The sequence below is a fragment of the Saccharopolyspora antibiotica genome, from assembly GCF_047200635.1.
Taxonomy (GTDB): Bacteria; Actinomycetota; Actinomycetes; order Mycobacteriales; family Pseudonocardiaceae; genus Saccharopolyspora_C.
On record NZ_JBJZOI010000002.1, the window covers coordinates 253,323 to 272,846 of the forward strand.

General features: G+C 74.5%; 18 protein-coding genes and 1 pseudogene. 11 read left to right on the forward strand and 8 right to left on the reverse strand.

What is annotated here, in order from left to right; translation table 11 throughout:
* Positions 1-15: 15 nt before the first annotated feature.
* Entirely contained in the window at positions 16-1,521 is a 1,506-nt protein-coding gene (locus tag ACL03H_RS02030) for a glycerol-3-phosphate dehydrogenase/oxidase (protein ID WP_412809293.1), read from the reverse strand.
* A 5-nt stretch (positions 1,522-1,526) separates the two neighbouring features.
* The gene (locus ACL03H_RS02035) at positions 1,527-2,093 is read right to left on the reverse strand and encodes a TetR/AcrR family transcriptional regulator (protein WP_412809294.1); all 567 of its coding nucleotides are present in this window, start codon (positions 2,091-2,093) and stop codon (positions 1,527-1,529) included.
* Between the two features lie 17 nt (positions 2,094-2,110).
* On the opposite strand from ACL03H_RS02035, the gene ACL03H_RS02040 reads away from it, so the two are divergent.
* Both ACL03H_RS02040 and ACL03H_RS02045 read left to right on the forward strand, forming a co-directional pair.
* Positions 2,111-3,712, forward strand: coding sequence for an FAD-binding oxidoreductase (locus ACL03H_RS02040; RefSeq protein WP_412809295.1), 1,602 nt, complete (start codon positions 2,111-2,113; stop codon positions 3,710-3,712).
* 255 nt (positions 3,713-3,967) lie between these two features.
* Positions 3,968-4,780, forward strand: a complete 813-nt coding sequence (locus tag ACL03H_RS02045; RefSeq protein WP_412809296.1) for an SAM-dependent methyltransferase — start codon at positions 3,968-3,970, stop codon at positions 4,778-4,780.
* A gap of 300 nt (positions 4,781-5,080) precedes the next feature.
* Here ACL03H_RS02045 and ACL03H_RS02050 read toward each other — a convergent pair whose 3' ends face one another.
* On the reverse strand, positions 5,081-5,239 hold the full coding sequence (locus ACL03H_RS02050) for a hypothetical protein (protein WP_412809297.1): 159 nt from the start codon (positions 5,237-5,239) through the stop codon (positions 5,081-5,083).
* 326 nt (positions 5,240-5,565) lie between these two features.
* Between ACL03H_RS02050 and ACL03H_RS02055 the strand changes: the two genes are divergently transcribed.
* The 4 genes from ACL03H_RS02055 (at position 5,566) to ACL03H_RS02070 (ending at position 9,562) form a co-directional block, all read left to right on the forward strand.
* A complete protein-coding gene (locus ACL03H_RS02055) occupies positions 5,566-6,234 on the forward strand; it encodes a TetR/AcrR family transcriptional regulator (protein WP_412809298.1) in 669 nt (222 codons plus the stop codon).
* A 105-nt stretch (positions 6,235-6,339) separates the two neighbouring features.
* A complete protein-coding gene (locus ACL03H_RS02060) occupies positions 6,340-7,644 on the forward strand; it encodes a cytochrome P450 (RefSeq protein WP_412809299.1) in 1,305 nt (434 codons plus the stop codon).
* 161 nt (positions 7,645-7,805) lie between these two features.
* Positions 7,806-8,912, forward strand: coding sequence for an LLM class flavin-dependent oxidoreductase (locus ACL03H_RS02065; RefSeq protein ID WP_412809300.1), 1,107 nt, complete (start codon positions 7,806-7,808; stop codon positions 8,910-8,912).
* A gap of 29 nt (positions 8,913-8,941) precedes the next feature.
* The gene (locus tag ACL03H_RS02070) at positions 8,942-9,562 is read left to right on the forward strand and encodes an FMN reductase (RefSeq protein WP_412809301.1); all 621 of its coding nucleotides are present in this window, start codon (positions 8,942-8,944) and stop codon (positions 9,560-9,562) included.
* Here the strand turns inward: ACL03H_RS02070 and ACL03H_RS02075 are convergent, their stop codons facing one another.
* Positions 9,563-9,823 (reverse strand): hypothetical protein, encoded by a 261-nt coding sequence (locus tag ACL03H_RS02075; RefSeq protein ID WP_412809302.1) that lies wholly within the window; start codon positions 9,821-9,823, stop codon positions 9,563-9,565.
* Between the two features lie 118 nt (positions 9,824-9,941).
* On the opposite strand from ACL03H_RS02075, the gene ACL03H_RS02080 reads away from it, so the two are divergent.
* Both ACL03H_RS02080 and ACL03H_RS02085 read left to right on the forward strand, forming a co-directional pair.
* Positions 9,942-10,844 (forward strand): AurF N-oxygenase family protein, encoded by a 903-nt coding sequence (locus ACL03H_RS02080; RefSeq protein ID WP_412809303.1) that lies wholly within the window; start codon positions 9,942-9,944, stop codon positions 10,842-10,844.
* 54 nt (positions 10,845-10,898) lie between these two features.
* Positions 10,899-12,515, forward strand: coding sequence for an FAD-dependent oxidoreductase (locus ACL03H_RS02085; RefSeq protein ID WP_412809304.1), 1,617 nt, complete (start codon positions 10,899-10,901; stop codon positions 12,513-12,515).
* A 7-nt stretch (positions 12,516-12,522) separates the two neighbouring features.
* Here ACL03H_RS02085 and ACL03H_RS02090 read toward each other — a convergent pair whose 3' ends face one another.
* Positions 12,523-13,206 carry a TetR/AcrR family transcriptional regulator gene (locus tag ACL03H_RS02090; protein WP_412809305.1) on the reverse strand — a complete coding sequence of 228 codons (684 nt, stop codon included), beginning with the start codon at positions 13,204-13,206 and terminating at the stop codon, positions 12,523-12,525.
* Between the two features lie 62 nt (positions 13,207-13,268).
* Complete coding sequence (locus ACL03H_RS02095; RefSeq protein WP_412809306.1) at positions 13,269-13,898, reverse strand: LURP-one-related/scramblase family protein; 630 nt, start codon at positions 13,896-13,898, stop codon at positions 13,269-13,271.
* Between the two features lie 450 nt (positions 13,899-14,348).
* Between ACL03H_RS02095 and ACL03H_RS02100 the strand changes: the two genes are divergently transcribed.
* Together ACL03H_RS02100 and ACL03H_RS02105 are read left to right on the forward strand one after the other, a co-directional pair.
* Complete coding sequence (locus ACL03H_RS02100) at positions 14,349-15,344, forward strand: MsnO8 family LLM class oxidoreductase (protein WP_412809307.1); 996 nt, start codon at positions 14,349-14,351, stop codon at positions 15,342-15,344.
* Between the two features lie 11 nt (positions 15,345-15,355).
* Positions 15,356-16,426: pseudogene (locus tag ACL03H_RS02105) on the forward strand (aminotransferase class V-fold PLP-dependent enzyme); the annotation flags it as partial.
* 24 nt (positions 16,427-16,450) lie between these two features.
* Here ACL03H_RS02105 and ACL03H_RS02110 read toward each other — a convergent pair.
* Both ACL03H_RS02110 and ACL03H_RS02115 read right to left on the reverse strand, forming a co-directional pair.
* Positions 16,451-17,542 (reverse strand): winged helix DNA-binding domain-containing protein, encoded by a 1,092-nt coding sequence (locus ACL03H_RS02110; RefSeq protein WP_412809308.1) that lies wholly within the window; start codon positions 17,540-17,542, stop codon positions 16,451-16,453.
* A gap of 108 nt (positions 17,543-17,650) precedes the next feature.
* On the reverse strand, positions 17,651-18,220 hold the full coding sequence (locus ACL03H_RS02115) for a DinB family protein (protein WP_412809309.1): 570 nt from the start codon (positions 18,218-18,220) through the stop codon (positions 17,651-17,653).
* 94 nt (positions 18,221-18,314) lie between these two features.
* Between ACL03H_RS02115 and ACL03H_RS02120 the strand changes: the two genes are divergently transcribed.
* On the forward strand, positions 18,315-19,280 hold the full coding sequence (locus ACL03H_RS02120; RefSeq protein ID WP_412809310.1) for a helix-turn-helix transcriptional regulator: 966 nt from the start codon (positions 18,315-18,317) through the stop codon (positions 19,278-19,280).
* The last annotated feature ends 244 nt before the right edge of the window (positions 19,281-19,524 follow it).

The window sequence follows — 19,524 nt, forward strand, 5'->3', positions numbered from 1 at the left end:
CCGCGATTCCCCGCGTCATCCCGCGCGCAGCGCCTCCTCGGCGGCGGGCAGCGCCCGGGCCCGGTCGGACTCGACCAGGCCGAGGCGGGTGCGGCGGTCGAGGAGGTCGGCCGCGTCCAGCGCACCCTCGTGCCGGACGGCGAAGCGCAGTTCGGCCGGGGTGACGTCGAGTCCGTCGATCGGTGCGAGCAACCGCTCGTCCCCGTTCGCCTCGGCGAGCACGGCGGGCGCTTCCGCGCCGTAGCGGTGGGCCAGCCGCGGCGGAGCGTCCACAGCGGACAGTCGAGCGGGAGGTGCCGCGCCGAGCAGCGGGAGCGATCGGGTGCGGCACGGGCGGTCGGTGAGCCCGGTGGTGTCCACCGCGTCCTGCGCCATCCGGCGGTAGGTCGTCAGCTTTCCGCCCACGACGCTGATCACCCCGTCCTCCCCGGTGAGCACCGCGTGCGCCCGGGAGAGGTCGGAGCTGCTCCCCGGCCCGCCGTCCAGCAGGGGGCGCAGCCCGGAGTAGGTGCCCAGCACGTCCCGCTCCCGGATCGGCCGCCCCAACGCGGAGTTCACCGTGTCCAGCAGGAACGCGACCTCCTCGGCCGAGCAGGTCGGGACGTCCGGGATCGGGCCCTCCTGCTCCTCGTCGGTGAGTCCGATGTGGACCCTGCCGTGCCCGGCGGGCAGCGCGAAGACGAACCGGTTCGCCGTTCCCGGGACCGGCACCGTCAGCCCGGCTCCCAGTCCGCCGAAGGCCTCGTCGGACACGACCAGGTGGGTTCCCCGGCTGGGGCGCAGCCGCAGGCCGGGCGAGACCTCGCCCGCCCACACCCCGGCGGCGTTGATCACGGCCCGGGCGCGGACCTCGACGGATTCCCCGGTCAGCCCGTCGCGCAGCAGGGCGCCTTCCCCGGTGACCCGCTCGGCGGCGCAGCGGGTGAGGATCCGAGCGCCGTGCCCGGCCGCGGTGCGCGCGATCCCGACGACCAGCCGGGCGTCGTCCACCAGCTGCCCGTCCCAGGACAGCAGTCCGCCGCGCAACCGGTCCCGCCGGACCGTGGGAGCCAGCCGCCTCGTCTCCACCGGGCCCACCCGGCGCGGCATCGGAAGCACCGAACCCGGGGTGCCGGCCGCGCGGCGCAGCAGGTCCCCCGCCGCGAACCCGGCCAGCACCAGCGCGGCCCGCCCGGCCCCGACCTCGGGCACCAGCGGCACCAGCTGCGGCAGGGGGCGCACCAGGTGCGGCGCCGTGCGCTGCATGAGGATCCGGCGCTCGACGGCGCTCTCGTAGGCGATGCCGACGTCGCCGGAGGCGAGGTAGCGCAGGCCGCCGTGCACCAGCTTGGAGCTCCAGCGGCTCGTGCCGAACGCCAGGTCGTGCTTCTCCGCGAGCACGACGCGCAGGCCGCGCGAGGCGGCGTCGAGCGCGGTCCCCGCCCCGGTGACGCCCCCGCCGACCACGAGCAGGTCGACCGGTGCGCCGTCGGCGAGCTCGGCCAGCTCGCGGGTGCGGCGGGCCGCGTTCAGCGAGGTCATCGGGATCACTCCTCGGGTCGCAGGTAGGCGTCGAGCACGTTGCGCAGCTGCTCGTCCAGCCGTTCCGGGGGCAGCACCTCGGCGAGGGGCCGGGCGGAGAGCACCGCGGACTGCACGAGCAGCAGGAGCGTGGCGGCGATCTCCGCGGGATCCCCCGAGCGGATCTCGCCGGTGGCCTGCCCGGCGCGCACGGCGGTGTCGAGCAGGTCGAGGATCCGGTGCTGGCTGGCGCCGAGGCGGTCGAAGACGTAGGTGATCAGCAGCTCGGGGTCGGTCTCCAGGATCTTCACGAACAGCGGGTGGGTCCGCGCCGCCGAGACCGTGCGCACGATCCGGTCCACCCCCTGTGCGCGGGAGGCCCCGTCCACGTGCGCGGGCAGCAGCGCGACGAGCTCGCGGGTGAGCAGGTCGGCGGACAGCGTCCGCACGTCCGGCCAGCGCCGGTACACCGTCGGCCTGCTCACCCCGGCCCGCCGGGCGATCTCGGCGAGGGTGGTGCGGCGCATTCCGACGGCGAGCACGCACCGCTCGGCGGCGTCCAGGATCGCATCGTCGTTACGACTTGACGTCATCTGTAAAACTGTAACGCATGACGGAGCTTGAGCACCGCACCCCGGACCCGGTCTGGAACGCCTGGGGGACCGCCGAAGCCGCGTCCCCGGTGTCCGGGCAGGTGCGCGACCTGCTCGAACAGGGACTCGGCGTGCCCCGCCGGGACACGCCTTCGGTGCCGCGTTCCGCGGTGCGCCTCGGCGAATCGCGGTTGTCCGAGCCGGTCCGCGCCGAGCTGAACCGCATCGTGGGCGCCGAGCACGTGCGCACCGACGCGGAGTCCCGGTTGCTGCACGCGGGCGGCAAGAGCACCCCCGACCTGCTGCGCCGCCGCGCGGGCGACGCGCGGGCCGCGCCCGACGCCGTCGTGCTCCCCGGCAGCCCGGAGCAGGTGAGCGCGGTGCTGGCCCGCTGCGCGGAACTCCGCGTCGCGGTGGTGCCCTTCGGCGGTGGGACGAGCGTCGTCGGCGGGGTGGAACCGGAGCGCGGCGGCTTCGACGCGGTGCTGGCGGTGGACCTCCGGCGGCTCGCCGCGCTCGTCGAGCTCGACGCCGAGTCGGGGACCGCGACCCTGCAGGCGGGGTTGCGGGCGCCGGAGGCCGAGGAGCTCCTGGCCGCGCACGGGTGCACCCTCGGGCACTTCCCGCAGAGCTTCGAGCACGCCAGCATCGGTGGCTTCGCCGCGACCCGTTCCTCCGGGCAGGCCTCGGCCGGGTACGGCCGGTTCGACGCGATGGTGGTCCGGGTTCGGGTGGCGACCCCGCGCGGGGAACTGGACCTGGGCCGGGCCCCGGCCTCGGCGGCGGGACCGGACCTGCGGCAGCTGTTCCTCGGCTCGGAGGGCGCGCTCGGGATCATCACCGAGGTGACCCTCCGGGTGCGCCCGGTGCCCGAGGAGGTCGTGCCGGAGGCGTGGGCGTTCCCGGACTTCGCCGGCGGCTCGGCGGCGCTGCGGGAGCTGGCGCAGGCGGAGGCGCTGCCCACCGTCGCCCGGCTCTCCGACGAGGCGGAGACCGCGGTGAACCTGGCCGCCGCGCACGACGTGGGCGGTGGCCAGGTGGCGGGAGGTTGCCTGCTGATCACCCGATGCGAGGGGCCCCGGATCGCGGTGCGGGAGCGGATGCGCGCGCTGCTGGAGGAGGCGGGCGGTTCGTCGCTGGGCGCCGGACCCGCCCAGGACTGGGAACGCGGGCGCTACCGCGGCCCGCACCTGCGGGACGCCCTGCTGGACGTCAACGCGCTGGTCGAGACCCTGGAGACCGCGACGAGCTGGTCCCGGCTGCAGGAGACCCGCGACGCGGTGACCGCGGCGCTGACCGAGGCCTTGCGGGAACAGGGCACCCCGCCGCTGGTGCTCTGCCACCTCTCGCACGCGTACCCGACGGGTGCCTCGCTCTACTTCACCGTCGTCTGCGGGCGCGGGGAGGAACCCGTCGAGCAGTGGTGGCGGGCCAAGCGCGCCGCCGGTGCGGCGATCACCCGCTGCGGCGCCACGATCAGCCACCACCACGCGGTCGGGCTGGACCACCGGGAGTGGCTGACCGAGGAGATCGGCGAGCTCGGCGTCGAGGTGCTGCGCGCCGTCAAGTCCGCGGTGGATCCGGTGGGAATCCTCAACCCGGGCAAGCTGATCCCGTGAGCACCTGAGCCGCGCTGCTGGTGAACCCGCGCGCCCGGCGGGTCGCGGCGGCCTCGGCGGGGGGGTGCTCGCCACGCGGTTCCTGCGGGGCTCCGGGACGTCGGTGTGCGCGCCGCTCGCGCGGGGGCTCTGGTGCCCGCGCGTCCCTCGGGCGGCCCCTCGATTCCACCGGACGGGGGTGGCGTGATGAGATCGTTCATGCGTGCGGCCTGTCGGGGGTGACGCGCGATCGAGCCGTACGGAGGTGGCAGCACGATGGCGAACGAGCGGCCGAAGGTCGACCTGCGCACCGATCGCGCCCACGGGGCGCGGATCTACGACTACATCCTGGGCGGCAAGGACAACTACGCCGTGGACCGCGCCGCCGCCGAGGAGACGCTGAAGATCTGGCCCGCCCTGGGCGTGCACATGCGGGCCAACCGGGCGTTCATGCACCGCGCGAGCCGCTACCTGGCCACCGAGTGCGGCATCGACCAGTTCCTCGACATCGGCACCGGCATCCCCACTCCGCCGAACCTGCACGAGATCGTGCAGGAGACCAACCCCGGTGCCCGCGTCGTCTACACCGACAACGACCCGATCGTGCTCGCGCACGCCCGCGCGCTCATGAACAGCGCCGACACCGGGCGGACGGCCTACGTCGAGTCCGACATGCGCGAGCCCGAGGCGCTGCTGGCCGCGCCGGAGCTGATCGAGACGCTGGACCTGGACCGCCCGATCGGGCTCATGCTCATCGCCATCGTGCACTTCATCGAGGACGACGCGGAGGCGCTCTCGGTGGTGCGTCGCATCGTCGACGCCCTGCCCGCCGGCAGCTACGTGGCCGCCACCGTGGCCACCGACGACTTCGCGCCCGAGATGCTGCGCCGCGTCACCGACGTCTACCACGCGCACGGTGAGTTCATGCGCTTCCGCGGCCGGGAGCAGGCCGAGCGGTTCTTCGACGGCCTGGAGCTGGTGGACCCGGGCCTGGTGCAGATGCACAAGTGGCGGCCCGAGGGCGACGGCTACCGCTCGGTGCCGGAGGCGGACATCGCGATGTACGGCGGGATCGCCCGCAAGCCCTGAGCGGTCCGTCCGACGCGCCGCGCGACCAGCCGCGGGGACCGGGCCGACCGCCCCCGATGATCAGCACCGCCGCGGCCGACGACGAACTCGCCACCCGCGAGGTCCCGGAGCGCGCCGCGCCCGACCCGGTGCGCCCGCGCATCGAGCGCGAGGGGCCCGGAACCGCCGGAGGTGCGCACCGGCGCCCGCTCGGAGCTCGGCGGGGGCGAGTTCCACGACGCGCTGGAGGAACTCCCGCCGGGTGGAGCGACGAAGAGGCCGCCGCCGCGCCGGAGCGCGACGACGGCCGGAACGCGCGGGTCAGTCCTCGTCCTGGAACAGGTGCAGCTGGGAGCCCAGGCCCTGCTCCCCGAAGGGCGGTTCGATGAGTCCCGAGGCGTTGCCGATGCCCGCGGTGGCCAGCAGCAGGGCGGCGGCGGCCGTTCCGACCGCGAACGCGCCGGTCCAGGTCCGAGTCATGTCGCTCTCCTTCGTCGGTGTTCGTTGCGCGGCAGAACCTGCCACGCCACCCCCTTTCCGGCCCCGGCAATCACACTCCCGTGCGACCGCCGGTCGGGAGAGAAGGCCCCGGGCGGGGGTTTCGGGAAGTGCCGGGCACGACCTCGCGCGGAGAGCCTGGCGCGGTCGCGCCCGCGCCAGCGCCCCGGATCGCCGGGGCGGGCCCTAAGATCGGTGCTCTGTCCGGATCGTGCCGTTGCCCAGGCGCGTCGACCAGGAGTTCCGGGAGCGCTCGCGCGGTGCGGTTCGGCGGGGCGGCCCGGACCGGCCGAACGAGGATCACCAGCATGAGCACCGACGACATGCCGCAGAGCGAGCGCACCCGGGCCGGGTCCCGCCGCGAGCAGGCGGAGGCCACCCGGGAGCTGTTGCTGCGCACCGCCGAGCGGCTCATCGCCGAGCGCGGGCTGGCGCAGGTCTCCAGCCGCCAGATCGTCGAGGCGGCCGGGCAGGCGAACAACTCCGCGCTGGCCTACCACGTCGGCAGCCGCACGGACCTGATCCACGCGATCTCGCTGAGCCACGCCGAACCGATCGCGCGGCGCACCTGGGAGCGGGTCGAACGGGCGCGCGGATCCACCGATCCGCGCGATCACGTCGCGAGCCTCGTGCTGCCCTACATCGAGCACGTCGCCGAGCTCGGCAACCCCAGCTGGTGCGCGCGGTTCACCGCGCAGATCGCGGCCGATCCGGCGTTCGCGGGCGACGCGCGCTCGGACCCGAGACTGGCCTCCTACTTCGATGAGGGCCTGGAGGCCTTGGCCGCGCACCTGCCGGAGCTGCCGGAGGCGGAGGCGGAGGTGCGCAGGCAGGCCACCCGGATGGCGATCATCCACACCTGCGCCGACGAGGAGCGCGCGGCCGCCGAGAGCGGCACGCCCGCGGACTGGGAGCTGATCGGTGCGGCGCTCACCGACGCGGTCGCGGGGCTGCTGCTGGCGCCGAGGCGCGGGTGAGCCCGTTCCGAAGCCCGGGCTCGGACGGCACCGGCTGCTAGCCTCGAAACTAAGACGTTCTTCTGCTCACACCGCGTCAGCCGGCTCGCCGACGAGAGGACCCGCATGAGCACCACCAGTGACCAGTCCGCCCCCGGATCGCCCTCGGACGTGCTGATCCAGCGCCCGCTGCCGGTGGAGCTGCTGCTCCGGGAGGGGAGCCCGTTCGACCCGCCGACCGCGCTGCGGGAGTTGGGCGAACAGGCCCCGGTGTCCCGGGTGGAGCTGCGCAATGGTGCCCCGCTGTGGATGGTGACCGGGTACGCCGAGTCCCGGTCGGTGCTCACCGACTCCCGGTTCAGCGCCGACACCCAGCGGCACCCGAACGCCATGCAGCTGACCCCCGCGCAGGTGCCCGGGCACCGGAGCGCCGTCGAGGACGGCACCGGCGGTTGCCCGGTCGACGACCGCCCGCACACCGACGGGCTGTTCATCTTCATGGACCCGCCGGAGCAGACCAGGCTGCGCAGGCTGCTGGTGGGCCAGTTCACCGTGCGCCGGATGCGCGCCCTGGAGTCCCGGGTGCGCGAGATCGCGGTCGAGCACGTCGAGGCGATGCGCGCCGCCGGGGCGCCCGCCGATCTGATGGCCGGGTTCGCGCTGCCGCTGCCATCCCTGGTGATCTGCGAACTGCTGGGCGTCGCCTGGGAGGACCGCGCCGAGTTCCAGGAGCGCTCCGCCGTGCAGACCAACCTCGCGCTCAGCGACGAGGTGCGGATGCGGGCGCGGCTCGAGATGCGCGAGTTCATGGCGCGGTTGGTCGCGGACAAGCGCGCGCACCCCGCCGACGACATCATCTCCGGGCTGATCCACGGCGGTGCCGACCCGGCGCTGACCGACGAGGAGCTGGTGGACCTGTCCTCGATGCTGCTCGGAGCGGGCCACGAGACCACCGCGAACATGCTCGCCCTCGGCACCTTCGCGCTGCTGGAGCACCCCGAGCAGCTGGCCGCGCTGCGCGCCGACCCCGGGATGATCGACGGCGCGGTGGAGGAGCTGCTGCGCTACCTGTCGGTGATCCACACCGGGCCGGTGCGGGTCGCGGTGGAGGACGTCGAGCTCGGCGGCGTCACCATTCGCGCCGGTGAGACCGCGATGATCGCGCTGCCGGAGGTCAACCGGGACCCGTCGCAGTGGTCGGAGCCCGCTGAGCTGGACCTCACCCGCGAGCGCAACCACCACCTCGCGTTCGGTCACGGCGTGCACCAGTGCCTCGGTCAGCAGCTGGCGCGGGTGGAGATGCGCATCGGCCTGGTGGAGCTGCTGCAACGGCTGCCCGGCCTGCGCCTGGCGGCTCCGGTGGCGGACGTCCCGCTGCGCACGGACATGATCGTGTTCGGGGTGCACTCGCTCCCGGTCGCCTGGGACTGACCGGTTCCGGGCGGCCGGAGCCGGTCCGGTCGCCCGGAAGCACCCGTCCGCGACCCGGGCCGAGGGGGAGCGGACGGGCTGGGGAATAATCTCGCGCGAAAGACTCTTCTGGGGGAGAGGAAATCGGTGGGCGATCCGCCCCGAGCCGCGGGAGGCGCGCGATGCAGTTCGGAATCTTCACGGTCAGCGATGTCACGACGGACCCGACCAACGGCACCACGCCCGACGACACCGAGCGCGTCCGGTCGATGCTGACCATCGCCAAGCACGCCGACCAGGCGGGGCTGGACGTGTTCGCGACGGGGGAGCACCACAACCCGCCCTTCGTCGCCTCCTCGCCGACGACGCTGCTCGGCTACCTCGCCGCCGCGACCGAGAATCTCGTGCTCTCCACCTCGACGACGCTGATCACCACCAACGACCCGGTGAAGATCGCCGAGGACTACGCGATGCTGCAGGTGATCTCGGACGGGCGGATGGACCTGATGCTCGGCCGGGGCAACACCGGTCCGGTGTACCCGTGGTTCGGCCAGGACATCCGGCAGGGCATCCCGCTCGCGGTGGAGAACTACGCGCTGCTGCGGCGCCTCTGGGACGAGGAGGTCGTGGACTGGCAGGGCCGGTTCCGCACCCCGCTGCAGGGCTTCACCGCCACGCCGCGGCCGCTCGACGGGGTGCCGCCGTTCGTGTGGCACGGCTCGATCCGCAGCCCGGAGATCGCCGAGCAGGCCGCTTACTACGGCGACGGGTTCTTCCACAACAACATCTTCTGGCCCGCCGAGCACACCCGGAAGATGGTCGAGTACTACCGCAGGCGCTACGAGCACCACGGCCACGGCCGGGCGGACCAGGCCGTCGTGGGGCTGGGCGGTCAGGTCTTCATGCGGAAGAACTCCCAGCAGGCCTGGGACGAGTTCCGCCCCTACTTCGACAACGCCCCGGTCTACGGGCACGGCCCGTCGATGGAGGAGTTCACCACGAGCACGCCGCTGACCGTCGGGAGCCCGCAGCAGGTCATCGACCGGTACGCGGGGATGCGCGAGGTGGTGGGCGACTACCAGCGGCAGCTCTTCCTCGTCGACCACGCGGGACTCCCGCTGAAGACGGTGCTGGAGCAGATCGACCTGCTCGCCGAGGAGGTCGTCCCGGTGCTGCGCGCCGAGATGGAGTCCAAGCGGCCCGCGCACGTCCCCGCCGACCCGCCGAGCCACGCCGACCGGGTCGCCGCCCGCGCCACCCAGCCCGTCGCGCACGGCGCGGACAGCTGACCACCACGACCGGGAACGGAGTTCTGATCATGAGCGAACGCACCCTCGTCGTCCTCTCCGGCGGTCTAGGCCAGCCCTCGTCGACCCGGATGCTGGCCGACCGCCTCGCGCGGGCCACCACCGACGGCCTCGGCGCGCACGGCATCACCGCCTCGGTGCGGGTGGTGGAGCTGCGCGAGATCGCCCACGAGGTCCTCGACGCGCTGCTGGCCGGCTTCCCGAGCGGGAAGGCGCGCGAGGCGCTGGACGCCGTCGCCGGTGCCGACGGGCTGATCGCGGTCACCCCGCTGTTCAACACGACCTTCGCGGGCCTGTTCAAGACCTTCGTGGACGTGCTGGACCGGGAGGCGATGGCCGGCAAGCCGGTGCTGCTCGGTGCCACCGGCGGTACCCCGCGGCACTCGCTGGCGCTGGACTACGCGCTGCGCCCGGTGTTCGCCCACCTGCACGCCGACGTGGCCGCCACCTCGGTGTTCGCGGCCACCGACGACTGGTCCGGGGACGGGGACCGGGTGGCGCCGCTGCCGGAGCGGATCCGGCGGGCGGGTGCGGAGCTGGCCGGGATGCTGGCCGCGCGGGAGCCGGTGACCGGTCCGCCCGATCCGTTCGCGGACGCGCCGAGCTTCGAGGACCTGCTCTCGGCCGGGTGATCAGCCCTCGGGCCGGTGCAGCACTCCGGCCAGCGCCCGGTGCACGGCCTCGTGATCGGCGGGGTCGTGCACCCGGACCTCGGCGGCGGCGATCCGGTACCAGTCCCGCGCCCCCGCGTACCGGACGTGCACCGCGATCTCGCCCGCGGGCGCGCGGGTGGTGCGCAGCTCCAGGTCGCCGGTGATGGTGCCGACCTCGTCGGTCATCACCCCCTCCGGCGGCGCGGTGATCGTCGTTGACAGCACGTCCTCGTCAGGCATGGCCGCCAGTGTCCCCGAGGAACCTGACGCGCGCCTCTTGTTGACAGACTGTCTAAGATGACACTGAGTCTAACAAGGGGCCGGTGCTGCCGGCTCCCGCGGCGCGGAGGTGGTGCAGGTGACCCGTACACCGGCGGAGACGACGGCCCCCGAACAGGACGTGTCCCGGCGACTGCTGGAGTCGGCCGCGCAGCTGTCCTACGACCCGGCGACCGAGGTCGACTGGGACTCCCCGCTCCCGCCCGAGGGCTACGGCCTCAACCCGGAGTGGAGCACGCTCTACGGCACACCCCTGTGGGACGAGCTCAGCCCGGAGCAGCGGATCACCCTGACCAGGCACGAGGTCTGCTCGGTGATGAGCATCGGCATCTGGTTCGAGATGATCCTGCAGCAGATGATCCTGCGCGATCAGTACGTCCGGGACCCCGCCCGGCCCGACTTCCGGTTCGCCCTCACCGAGATCGCCGACGAGTGCCGGCACTCGATCATGTTCGCGCGCGCCTGCGAGAAGATGGGCGTGCCCGCCTACCTGCCGCCGCCGTTCGTGGCGCAGCTCGGCCGCTCGTTCAAGACGCTCGCCGGATCGGAGGCGGCCTACGGCGGCATCCTCGTCGCCGAGGAGATCCTCGACGTGATGCAGCGGGACTGGATGCGCGGGGAGGACGTGCTGCCGATCGTGCGCACCACCAGCAAGATCCACGTGGTCGAGGAGTCGCGGCACATGAAGTTCGCCCGCCACGAGATCCGGGAGAGCATGCGCGGCGCGAGCACCGCCCGCCGCCAGGCCAGCGCGCTGCTGATCTCGCTGGTGGCCCACGTCGTCGTGACGAACATGGTGCAGAAGGACGTCTACCGCTCGGTCGGTCTCGATCCGGACCGCGCCGCCGCGGCGGTGCGCCGCAGCGAGCACCGCAAGGCGATGCTGCGCACCAGTTGCAGGCACCTGATGGACTTCCTCGCCGACGCCGGGCTGCTCACCCGCGCGGCGATGGCCGTCTACCGGCGCACCCACATGCTCTGATCCCGCACCGGCCCGCGACCGGTCGCGCCGGTACGACACCCCGAGGACCCCCGCATGGCGTACGCGATCACCCGGGCCTGCTGCAACGACGCCTCGTGCGTGTCGGTGTGCCCGGTCAACTGCATCCACCCGACGCCGGACGAGCCGGACTTCGGCCGCACCGACATGCTCTACGTCGACCCGAGGACCTGCATCGACTGCGGCGCGTGCGCCGACGCCTGCCCGGTGGACGCGATCTTCCCGGTGGACCGCTTGTTCGGCGCGGACGCCGAGTACGCCCGGATCAACGCCGAGCACTTCGGCGCGGAGCCCGGGCGGAACGAGTGGGCGGCGCCGCGCTTCCCCCGCTCGCTGCCGGAGGCGGCGCCGCTGCGCATCGCGATCGTCGGCACCGGACCCGCCGCCTGCTACACGGCGCAGGAACTGCTGCGCAGCACCAGCGCCGAGATCACCCTGCTGGACCGGCTGCCGCTGCCCGGCGGGCTGGTTCGCTCCGGAGTGGCGCCGGACCACCAGTCCACCAAGCGGATCGGCGAGGGCTTCTCCTGGCTGCTGCGGCATCCGAGGGTCCGGCTGCACCTCAACGTCGAGGTCGGCCGCGATCTCACCCACGAGAAGCTGGCCGCGCACCACCACGCGGTGATCTACGCGGTGGGGGCCGCCGCCGACCGCAGGCTGGGCGTCGAGGGCGAGGACCTGCCGGGCAGCACCTCGGCCAGCTCCGTCGTGTCCTGGTACAACGCCCACCCGGACGCCGCCGGGTTCGGGCTGGACCTCTCCGCTCAGCGGGCGGTCGTCATCGGCAACGGCAACGTCGCGCTGGACGTGGCGCGGATCCTGCTCAGCGACCCGGACCGGCTCGCGAGCACCGACATCGCCGATCGGGCGCTCGACGAGCTGCGGGACAGCGCGGTGCGCGAGGTGGTGCTGCTCGGTCGCCGCGGCCCGGAGCACGCGGCGTGCACCGCCCCGGAGCTGCGGGCGCTGCGGGACCTGCCCGGCGTGGAGGTCGCCGTCGAGGACGACCCCCGGGTCCGCGCGGCGCTGTCGGCGGCCGCACCCGGTGGGACGGCCGCGCTGCTGGCCGAGCTGCCCGCCGCGCGGATCGACTGGCGCGCGGAACCCGCCCCCGGCAGGCGGGTCGTCTTCCGCTTCGGGGCCGAGCCCGCCGCGCTGCGCGGGACCGATCGGGTGGACTCCGTCGAGGTGCGCGACCCGGAGGGCCGGACCGGGACCATCGCCGCGGGTCTGGTGGTGCGCGCGATCGGCTACCGCTCCACCCCGATCCCCGGACTCCCGTTCGACGCGGCGAGTGCGACGGTGCCGAACGAGTCCGGGCGGGTGCTCACCGAGCCCGGGGGGCCGCCGCTGCCCGGGACCTACGTCGTCGGCTGGGCCAAGCGCGGCCCGAGCGGCGGCATCGGCACGAACCGGGGCTGCGCGGCGGAGACGGCCGGCGTGCTGCTGGACGACGCCCCCTCGCTCGCCCCGCCGCCGGCGGCGGGCTTCGACCGCTGGCTGCGCAGGCGCGTCCCGGCGGCGATCGGACGTCGCGCGGTGCTCGCCATCGATGCGGCCGAGCGGCGACGGGGTGATCGGCAGGGCCGACCACGGGTCAAGTTCCCCAGCACGCCCGAACTCCTCGCCGCCGCGAAGCGCTTCCGCCGCTGAGCGCGGCTCAGCCGAGTTCGCGGAGCAGGGGGGCGAGCTGTTCGGCGGACTCCTGGTCGTGGCCCGCCGTGGTGCTCACCATGGCCACCAGCTGATCGGTGAGCCACACCTCGAAGACCTCGCGCGGCGGTTCGCGGGTGGCCAGCCAGGTCACGCAGGTCGTCTCCACCAGCGCGACCCAGCCGCGCAGCGTCAGCTCCAGCAGCGGGGTCGGCGCGGCGATGCCGACGCGGTCCCGGATGAGGGTGACGACGTGGTTGCGCACCTGGTCCACCAGCGTCTCCGTCTCGCTGCTGGCGACGGTGGAACCGCTGCGCAGCAGCGCGGTGTAGCTGCTGGCGAAGGTCTCCACGAAGGACACGAACTCGGCCAGCGCCCCGCGCAGCTGCGCGAGCAGGTCCCCCTCGGAGGGCAGCGTGATCCGCTCGATGAGCTCGTCGACCACCGTGGTCAGCGCCGCCACGTGCACGTCCCGCAGGTTCGCGAAGTAGCGGTAGAACAGGGCCCGGGACACCTCGGCCTCGGCGACGATGTCGTCGACCGAGACGTCGTCCATCGCGCGCTCGCTGTAGAGCCGCAGCGCGGTGCCGAGCAGGTGCTCGCGGCGTTCCTCCGGGCTCATCCGGCGGCGCGGCCGGTCGCCGCGCGCGGTCCGGCCGGGGCTGGTCGGGTGCTCACTGGTTCGCTGCATCGTCGGGACATCATCCCACTTCCGCCGGGCCGGGCCGGGACCGTCCCGGGCGAGCGCGCCGGTCAGCGGCTCTGCAGGGCGTCCAGCGCGACGGCCTGGGCGATCACCAGCCTGCGGTCCAGGTCCGGGGAGGTCACGTCGATGACGTAGCGGTCCCGCAGCGCGAACTTCTTGCGCACCGAGAGCACCGTTCGCCCGCCCGCGGTGAAGTCGAAGTGGTAGGGCACCGGGAACGGCAGCCCGTCGATGAACGGCAGGAACTCCCACGCCCTGCGCAGCACCGCCACGGCCAGGCTGCGCTCGGCACCGCGCGCGGCCGGGGAACCCGGCTGCTCCACGTCCCAGGTGGAGCGGGTCAGCGAGCGGCGGAAGTCCTTGCGGAAGAAGCCGATCGCATTGCCCTCCCCGTCGCGGACGTCGTAGCCGGAGGCGAGGTCGAGCACCTTGCGAGCCTGGAAGGAGGCGAGCACCTCCTCCTTGCGCTCGTCGGTGAACAGCGTGACCTGCTCCTTGAGCCGGGCCCGCTTCTGCTCGGCGAACGCGACGAGCTCGCCCTCGCCACCGGAACCGTCGTCGAGCCGGATCTCGTAGCGGTTGACCAGGAACGTGATCCGCTGCCGCATGTGCAGCCTTTCGAGGAAACCACCGGTCGTCATGATCGATCCCACTTCGTCGTCGTGCTGGTGCGTCACCGGATCGCCCGGTGCGCCGGAAGTTACCGAGGCCGCGGGCGCCCGACATCGGGCTGGAGGGCGAGGTCCGATGGCCGGAAGTACTAGGCGCCACGGGCCGGGCCGGGCGTCGTTCTCTCCCCGGTGCCGCGCCGCGGCGGCGACGACCCGCGGAGAACGCTCCCGGCGACGCGGGGCCGATGTCGCCCGGGCGTCCGCACCGGCCTCGGGTGGCAACGATTTCCCGCGAAATCGCGCCCCGGCGCGCTCGGATCGCGCGGGACACCGCCCCGGTGGGTGCGATGTCGCGTCCCAGCGGGGCGCCCGTGCCGGGGCCGCGGCGCTGTCGCGACGCCGCCCCGCCAACTCGTGCGGGAGCGGGGGCTCCGCGACGGGTGGGTGCGCGGGAACGCGGCCTCTGCCGGGCGCCGGGTGGGAATCGAGGTGGGCGAGGCCGCGTTGGGGGGTGGTGTGACCACGCCGCTGCGCTTCTCGGTTCTCGACCGCTCGCTGGTCCGGCGCGGGCGGCCCGCCTCGGAGGCGTTGCGCCGGACGGTGCGGTTCGCCGTCGAGGCCGAAGCGCTCGGGTACCACCGGTTCTGGGTGGCCGAGCACCACGGCGTCCCGGGCGTCGCCGGGGCCGCCCCGGCCGTGCTCGCCGCGTCGGTGGCGGCGGCGACCTCGACGATCCGCGTCGGCACCGGCGGCGTGATGCTGCCGAACCACGCGCCGCTGGTGGTGGCCGAGCAGTTCGGCGTGCTGGCCGCGCTGCACCCGGGCCGCATCGACCTGGGGCTCGGGCGCTCCCTCGGCTTCACCGCGCCGGTGCGCCGGGCGCTGGGCCACGGGAGGGAGTCGGCGGAGCGCTTCGGCGAGCAGCTGGCCGAACTGCTCGGCTACTTCGCCGCCGGCCCGGACGACCCGGTGCGCGCCACGCCGTCGGCGGGGCTGCGGTTGCCGGTCTTCGTGCTGGCCACCGGCGCCGGGGCGGGTTTCGCGGCGGAGGCGGGCCTCCCGCTGGTCATCGCGGCCGTGCGCGGGCACGAGGCGCTGCGCGAGGCGGTGCGGCGCTACCGCGCGGAGTTCCGCCCGTCCGCGTGGTCGCCGAACCCCTACCTGGTGCTGTCCCGCTCCGTCGCGGTCGGCCCGACCACCGAGGCCGCCCGCAGGCTGCTCGTCCCGGAGGCCTGGTCGAGCGCGCACTCCCGGGTGCACGGCGTCTTCCCACCGCTGGAAGCGCCGGACGAGGTCCTGTCGCGCGGTTTCGACGAACGCGAGCGGGAGCAGTTCGAGCGCGCGATGCGCGGCCACGTGTACGGCACCGAGGACGAGGTCGCCGACCAGTTGCAGTCCCTCGTGGACGACCTGGGCGTGGACGAGCTGCTCGTCACCACCAGCGGCCCGGACGAGGAAGCGCTGGTGGACTCCTACCGCCGCCTGGCCAGGCTGATCCCAGGGGCGCGGTAGATTGCGCGGCCATGCTGCCGCGGGACTACCTGGACCAGTTCACCGAGAGCGCCGGATACCTGGACTTCGCCCGGTTCGGGCCGCCCTCGCGCGCGGTGCGGGAGGCGGCGGCGCGGCTGCTGGAGCGCTCGGCCACCGCCGATCACTCCACTGTGGATGACCTGATGCGCGAGGACGCCGCCGCCCGCTCCCGCATCGCGCGGTTGTGCGGTGCTCCCGCCGAGCAGGTGGTGCTGCAGCCGAACACGAGCACCGCGCTGTTCCAGGCCGCCTTCGCCCTCGGCGGGACCGTGCTGGTGTCCGCCGGTGAGTTCCCGGCCAACGCCTACCCGTGGGCCCGGGCGGCCGAGGCCGGGTGGGGCGAGGTCCGCTGGTTGCGCCCGCCCGGCGGCGCTGTCACCCCGGAGGCGGTGCGCGCCGCGCTCGACGCGGAGGTGGCGGTGGTCGCGGTGAGCGCGGTGGACTTCCGCACCGGGCACCGCGCCGATCTCGCCGGGATCCGCGAGGTGATCGGCGACCGGTTGCTGGTGGTCGACGCGATCCAGGCGTTCGGCGCGGTCGTGGCGGACTGGGCGGCGGCCGACGTGCTCGTCGCGGGCGGGCAGAAGTGGCTGCGGGCGGGGTGGGGGACCGGGTTCGCCGCGCTCTCGCAGCGCGCGCTGGACCGGCACCGGCCGCTGCTGTCCGGGTGGACCGGCGCGCGGGACCCGGCCCGGTTCGACGGGGAGGTCCGCGAGCCGGTGCCGGGCGCGGAGTCCTGGTCGATCACGAACCTGAGCCCGGTGTCGGCCGGATCCCTCGCGGCGGCCCTCGACCTGGTGGAGCGGGCCGGCCCGGCCGCGATCGAGGCCCGGATCGCCGAGCGCGTCGGGGAGCTCGCCGACGCGCTCCGCTCCGCGGGCGCGCGGATCACCTCGGCCCCACCGCCGCGCGGCGGGATCCTCACCTTCGAGGTGCCCGGCCGGCCGGCCCGCGAGATCGCCGCCGAGCTGGCCGCCGCGGGCATCGCCGTGACCGGCCGCGACGAGCACGTCCGGCTCTCCCCGCACGCCTCGACCACCACGGGCGTGGTGGACGAGGTCGCGGCGATCGTCCGGCGGCGCTGACTAGGGCACCCGGACCCGTTCGCTGCCGCCACCGGAGAGGAACAGCGCGAGTTCCCGGCCCTCCTCGGCGATCTCCGCGCGCTCGGCGGGGGAGAGGCGGCGCAGCGCGGAGACGGTGACGGTGCCGTCCTCAGCGGTCCAGGTGCCCGCGACGCGCCCGTCGACGAGCAGCGCGCGCTGCCCGGCCACCGACAGCCCCCGGTGCTCGTCGTCGACGATCCGGCTCCGGTCCGCGTAGCCGAGCAGCGCGTTGTCGAAGGCGGGCAGGAAGCGCACCGGCGCGGGCACGTCCGGATCCGGCCGGGGCGCGTCGGGCAGGTCGAGCAGTTCGCGGCCGCGCCCGTCCCGGAAGCTCACCAGCCGGTCCCGCACCGCGGCCACCGCCGCGGGAAGTCCGGCCAGCCCGCACCAGGCGCGCAGGTCGGCGGAGGCCGCCGGACCGAACGCCGCGAGGTAGCGCAGCACCAGCTGCTCACCCGCCGGATCGGCCCCGTCCGGCGGGACCGCCGCCGGACGCCCCAGCCAGTCGGAGAGCAGGACGTTCGACGCGCCCGCGCGCTCACCCCAGAGCCCGCGCGGCGGCAGCTGCACCACCGGCACCAGCACGATCACCGCCTCGCCGAGCACCCGGGCGGGTGCGTTCCAGCGCCGCGCCAGCGCCCGGCCGATCTCGCCCAGCGCGCGCGGCCGCGAGTCGGCGAGCAGCGCCCGGCCCGCCGTCGCCAGCTCGTCGAGATCGACGCCGGCGAGCTCCGCGCGGTAGACCCCGAGCAGTCGCTGCCGCAGCATCGCCTGGTGCCGGTTCCGCCAGGCCAGCGCGTCCTCGGCGGTGACCAGGTGCACGGTGCGGCGCATGAGGTGGGTGCGCACCAGCTCCCGCCCGGTCAGCAGGCCGTCGAGCTCGCCGGGGTCGAAACCGCGCAACCGGGACCAGAGCCCGAGGAACGGCTCCTGCGGCTCCTGCGCCTGCATCCCGCCGAGGTGCGCGACCGCCTCCCGGACGTCGGTGGCAGTCCGCCCCAGCAGGAGCTGCCGGGCCAGCGCCGCCCGGTTCAGCGCCCGGTCGCCGAGCAGCGGTCGGGATTTCCGCATGGTGATCTCCGTTCGTCCGCGAACCGGCCGTCGCGGGGTTCGTGCGGGGGAACTCGACATGCCCCCGGCGCGGAGCCGAGCGGCGACTCGGCCCCGGCCGCGGTGCGGTCACATCGCGGTGGTGCCGTCGAGGGATTCGCGGATGATGTCGGCGTGCCCCGCGTGCTGGGCGGTCTCGGCGATGACGTGGATCAGCACGCGACGGGCGCTGTGCACCGCGCCCGGCTCGTTCCACGGTGCCTCCGGCAGCGGGTGCCCGGCCGAGAGGTCGGGCAGCGCGGTGACGACCTCCTCGGTGCGCGCCGCGACCCGCTCGTAGCGCTCGACGATCCCGGCCAGCGTCTCGCCGGGCAGCACCTGGAACTCCCGCTGCCGGTCGATCGCCCACTGCGGGTACTCGCGGGCGGTGCCAGCGGTGAAGTCCGCCCAGGTGACGCCCTCGGGAAGCGCGAAGCTCATCGCGGACGGCCCCTCCCGCACGAAGCGCAGCCAGCTCTCCTCGGTGTTCGCGACGTGCTTGAGCAGCCCGCCCAGGCACAGCGCGCTCGCGGTGGGCCGCGCGGCGAGCTGCTCGTCGCTGAGCCCGCGCACCGCGGTGAGCAGCGCGGTGCGGGCGGCGGCCAGCTCCGCGAGCAGGTCCGTCCGCTCGTCGGAGCGGTCCGGGGACGTGGTCGTCATGGTGATCCTTCTGGTCGTTGCGTGCGGTACGCCGACCAGCGTGGCAGGGGTAGCGGTCAATTCCCGTCCTCTTCCGCGCGGCATCATCGGAGCCATGAGCGGAACCTCGGGGCGGATGCTGTCGCTGCTGTCGTTGCTCCAGGTGCGCCGGGACTGGCCGGGTCGGTTGCTGTCGGAACGGCTGGAGGTCAGCGAGCGGACGGTGCGCCGCGACGTGCAGCGGCTGCGCGAGCTCGGCTACCCGATCCGGGCCGCCAAGGGGCCGGAGGGCGGGTACCGGCTCGCGGCGGGCGCGGAGCTGCCGCCGCTGCTGTTCGACGACGAGCAGGCCATCGCCCTCGCGGTCGCGCTGCAGCTGGCCACCGCGGCGGGCGCGGGCATCGGGGAGGCCGCCGAGCGCGCGCTGAGCACGGTTCGCCAGGTGATGCCCGCACGGCTGCGCCACCGCATCGACGCCCTCCGGATCACCGCCGTCGAGCGGACCGGCCCCCGGGTGAATCCCGAGGTGAGCACCGACGTCCTGGTGGCGGTCGGGGCCGCCGTGCGGGCCAACGAGGTGCTGCGGTTCGACTACGCTCCCGGGCACGCCGCCGCCGCCCCGCGCCGCGTGCAGCCGCACCACCTGGTCACCTGGAGCGGCCGCTGGTACCTGGTGGCGTGGGACCTGGACCGGGACGACTGGCGGATCTTCCGCGCCGACCGGATGACCCCGCGCGCCCCGACCGGCCCGCGCTTCGCGCCGCGCGAGGTGCCAGGTGGGGACGTGGCGGACTTCGTCTCGGGCCGGTTTAGCGGGGCCGGCGGACCTGGCGGCTGGCCGTGCCGGGGCGAGGTGGTGCTGCACCTGCCCGCGGCCGCGGCCTCCCGCTACGCCCCCGACGGTCTCGTGGAGGCGCTGGGGGAGGACCGCTGCCGGTTGTCGCTGGGCTCCTGGTCCTGGCGCGGTCTGGCCGCCTCCCTCGGCCGGTTCGACGCCGACATGGAGGTGCTCGGGCCGCCGGAGCTGGTGCGCGCCTTCGCGGACCTCGCCGCGCGCTACGCGGCCGCCGCCGGACGTTAAAAGTCAGACTTTTTCCGGCGCGGGACGGGGCTTCGAGCCGCGAGGGATCCGCGGTTGATCTGTTGTGCCCGTGTTGCGGTGGTTGCGCGTTTCGAATCGGCGGATGGCTCAGCGGAGTGCTCCGGAAGCAGGGATCCAAAAATGTCCGATGTATTGCCTCCGGGGCCGTTCGACCCGCATACTTCGGCCCGGTCGGAGGGTGATTCAGGTCGCACTCCGGCGCCGCGGGAACCGCCCGGCCGCA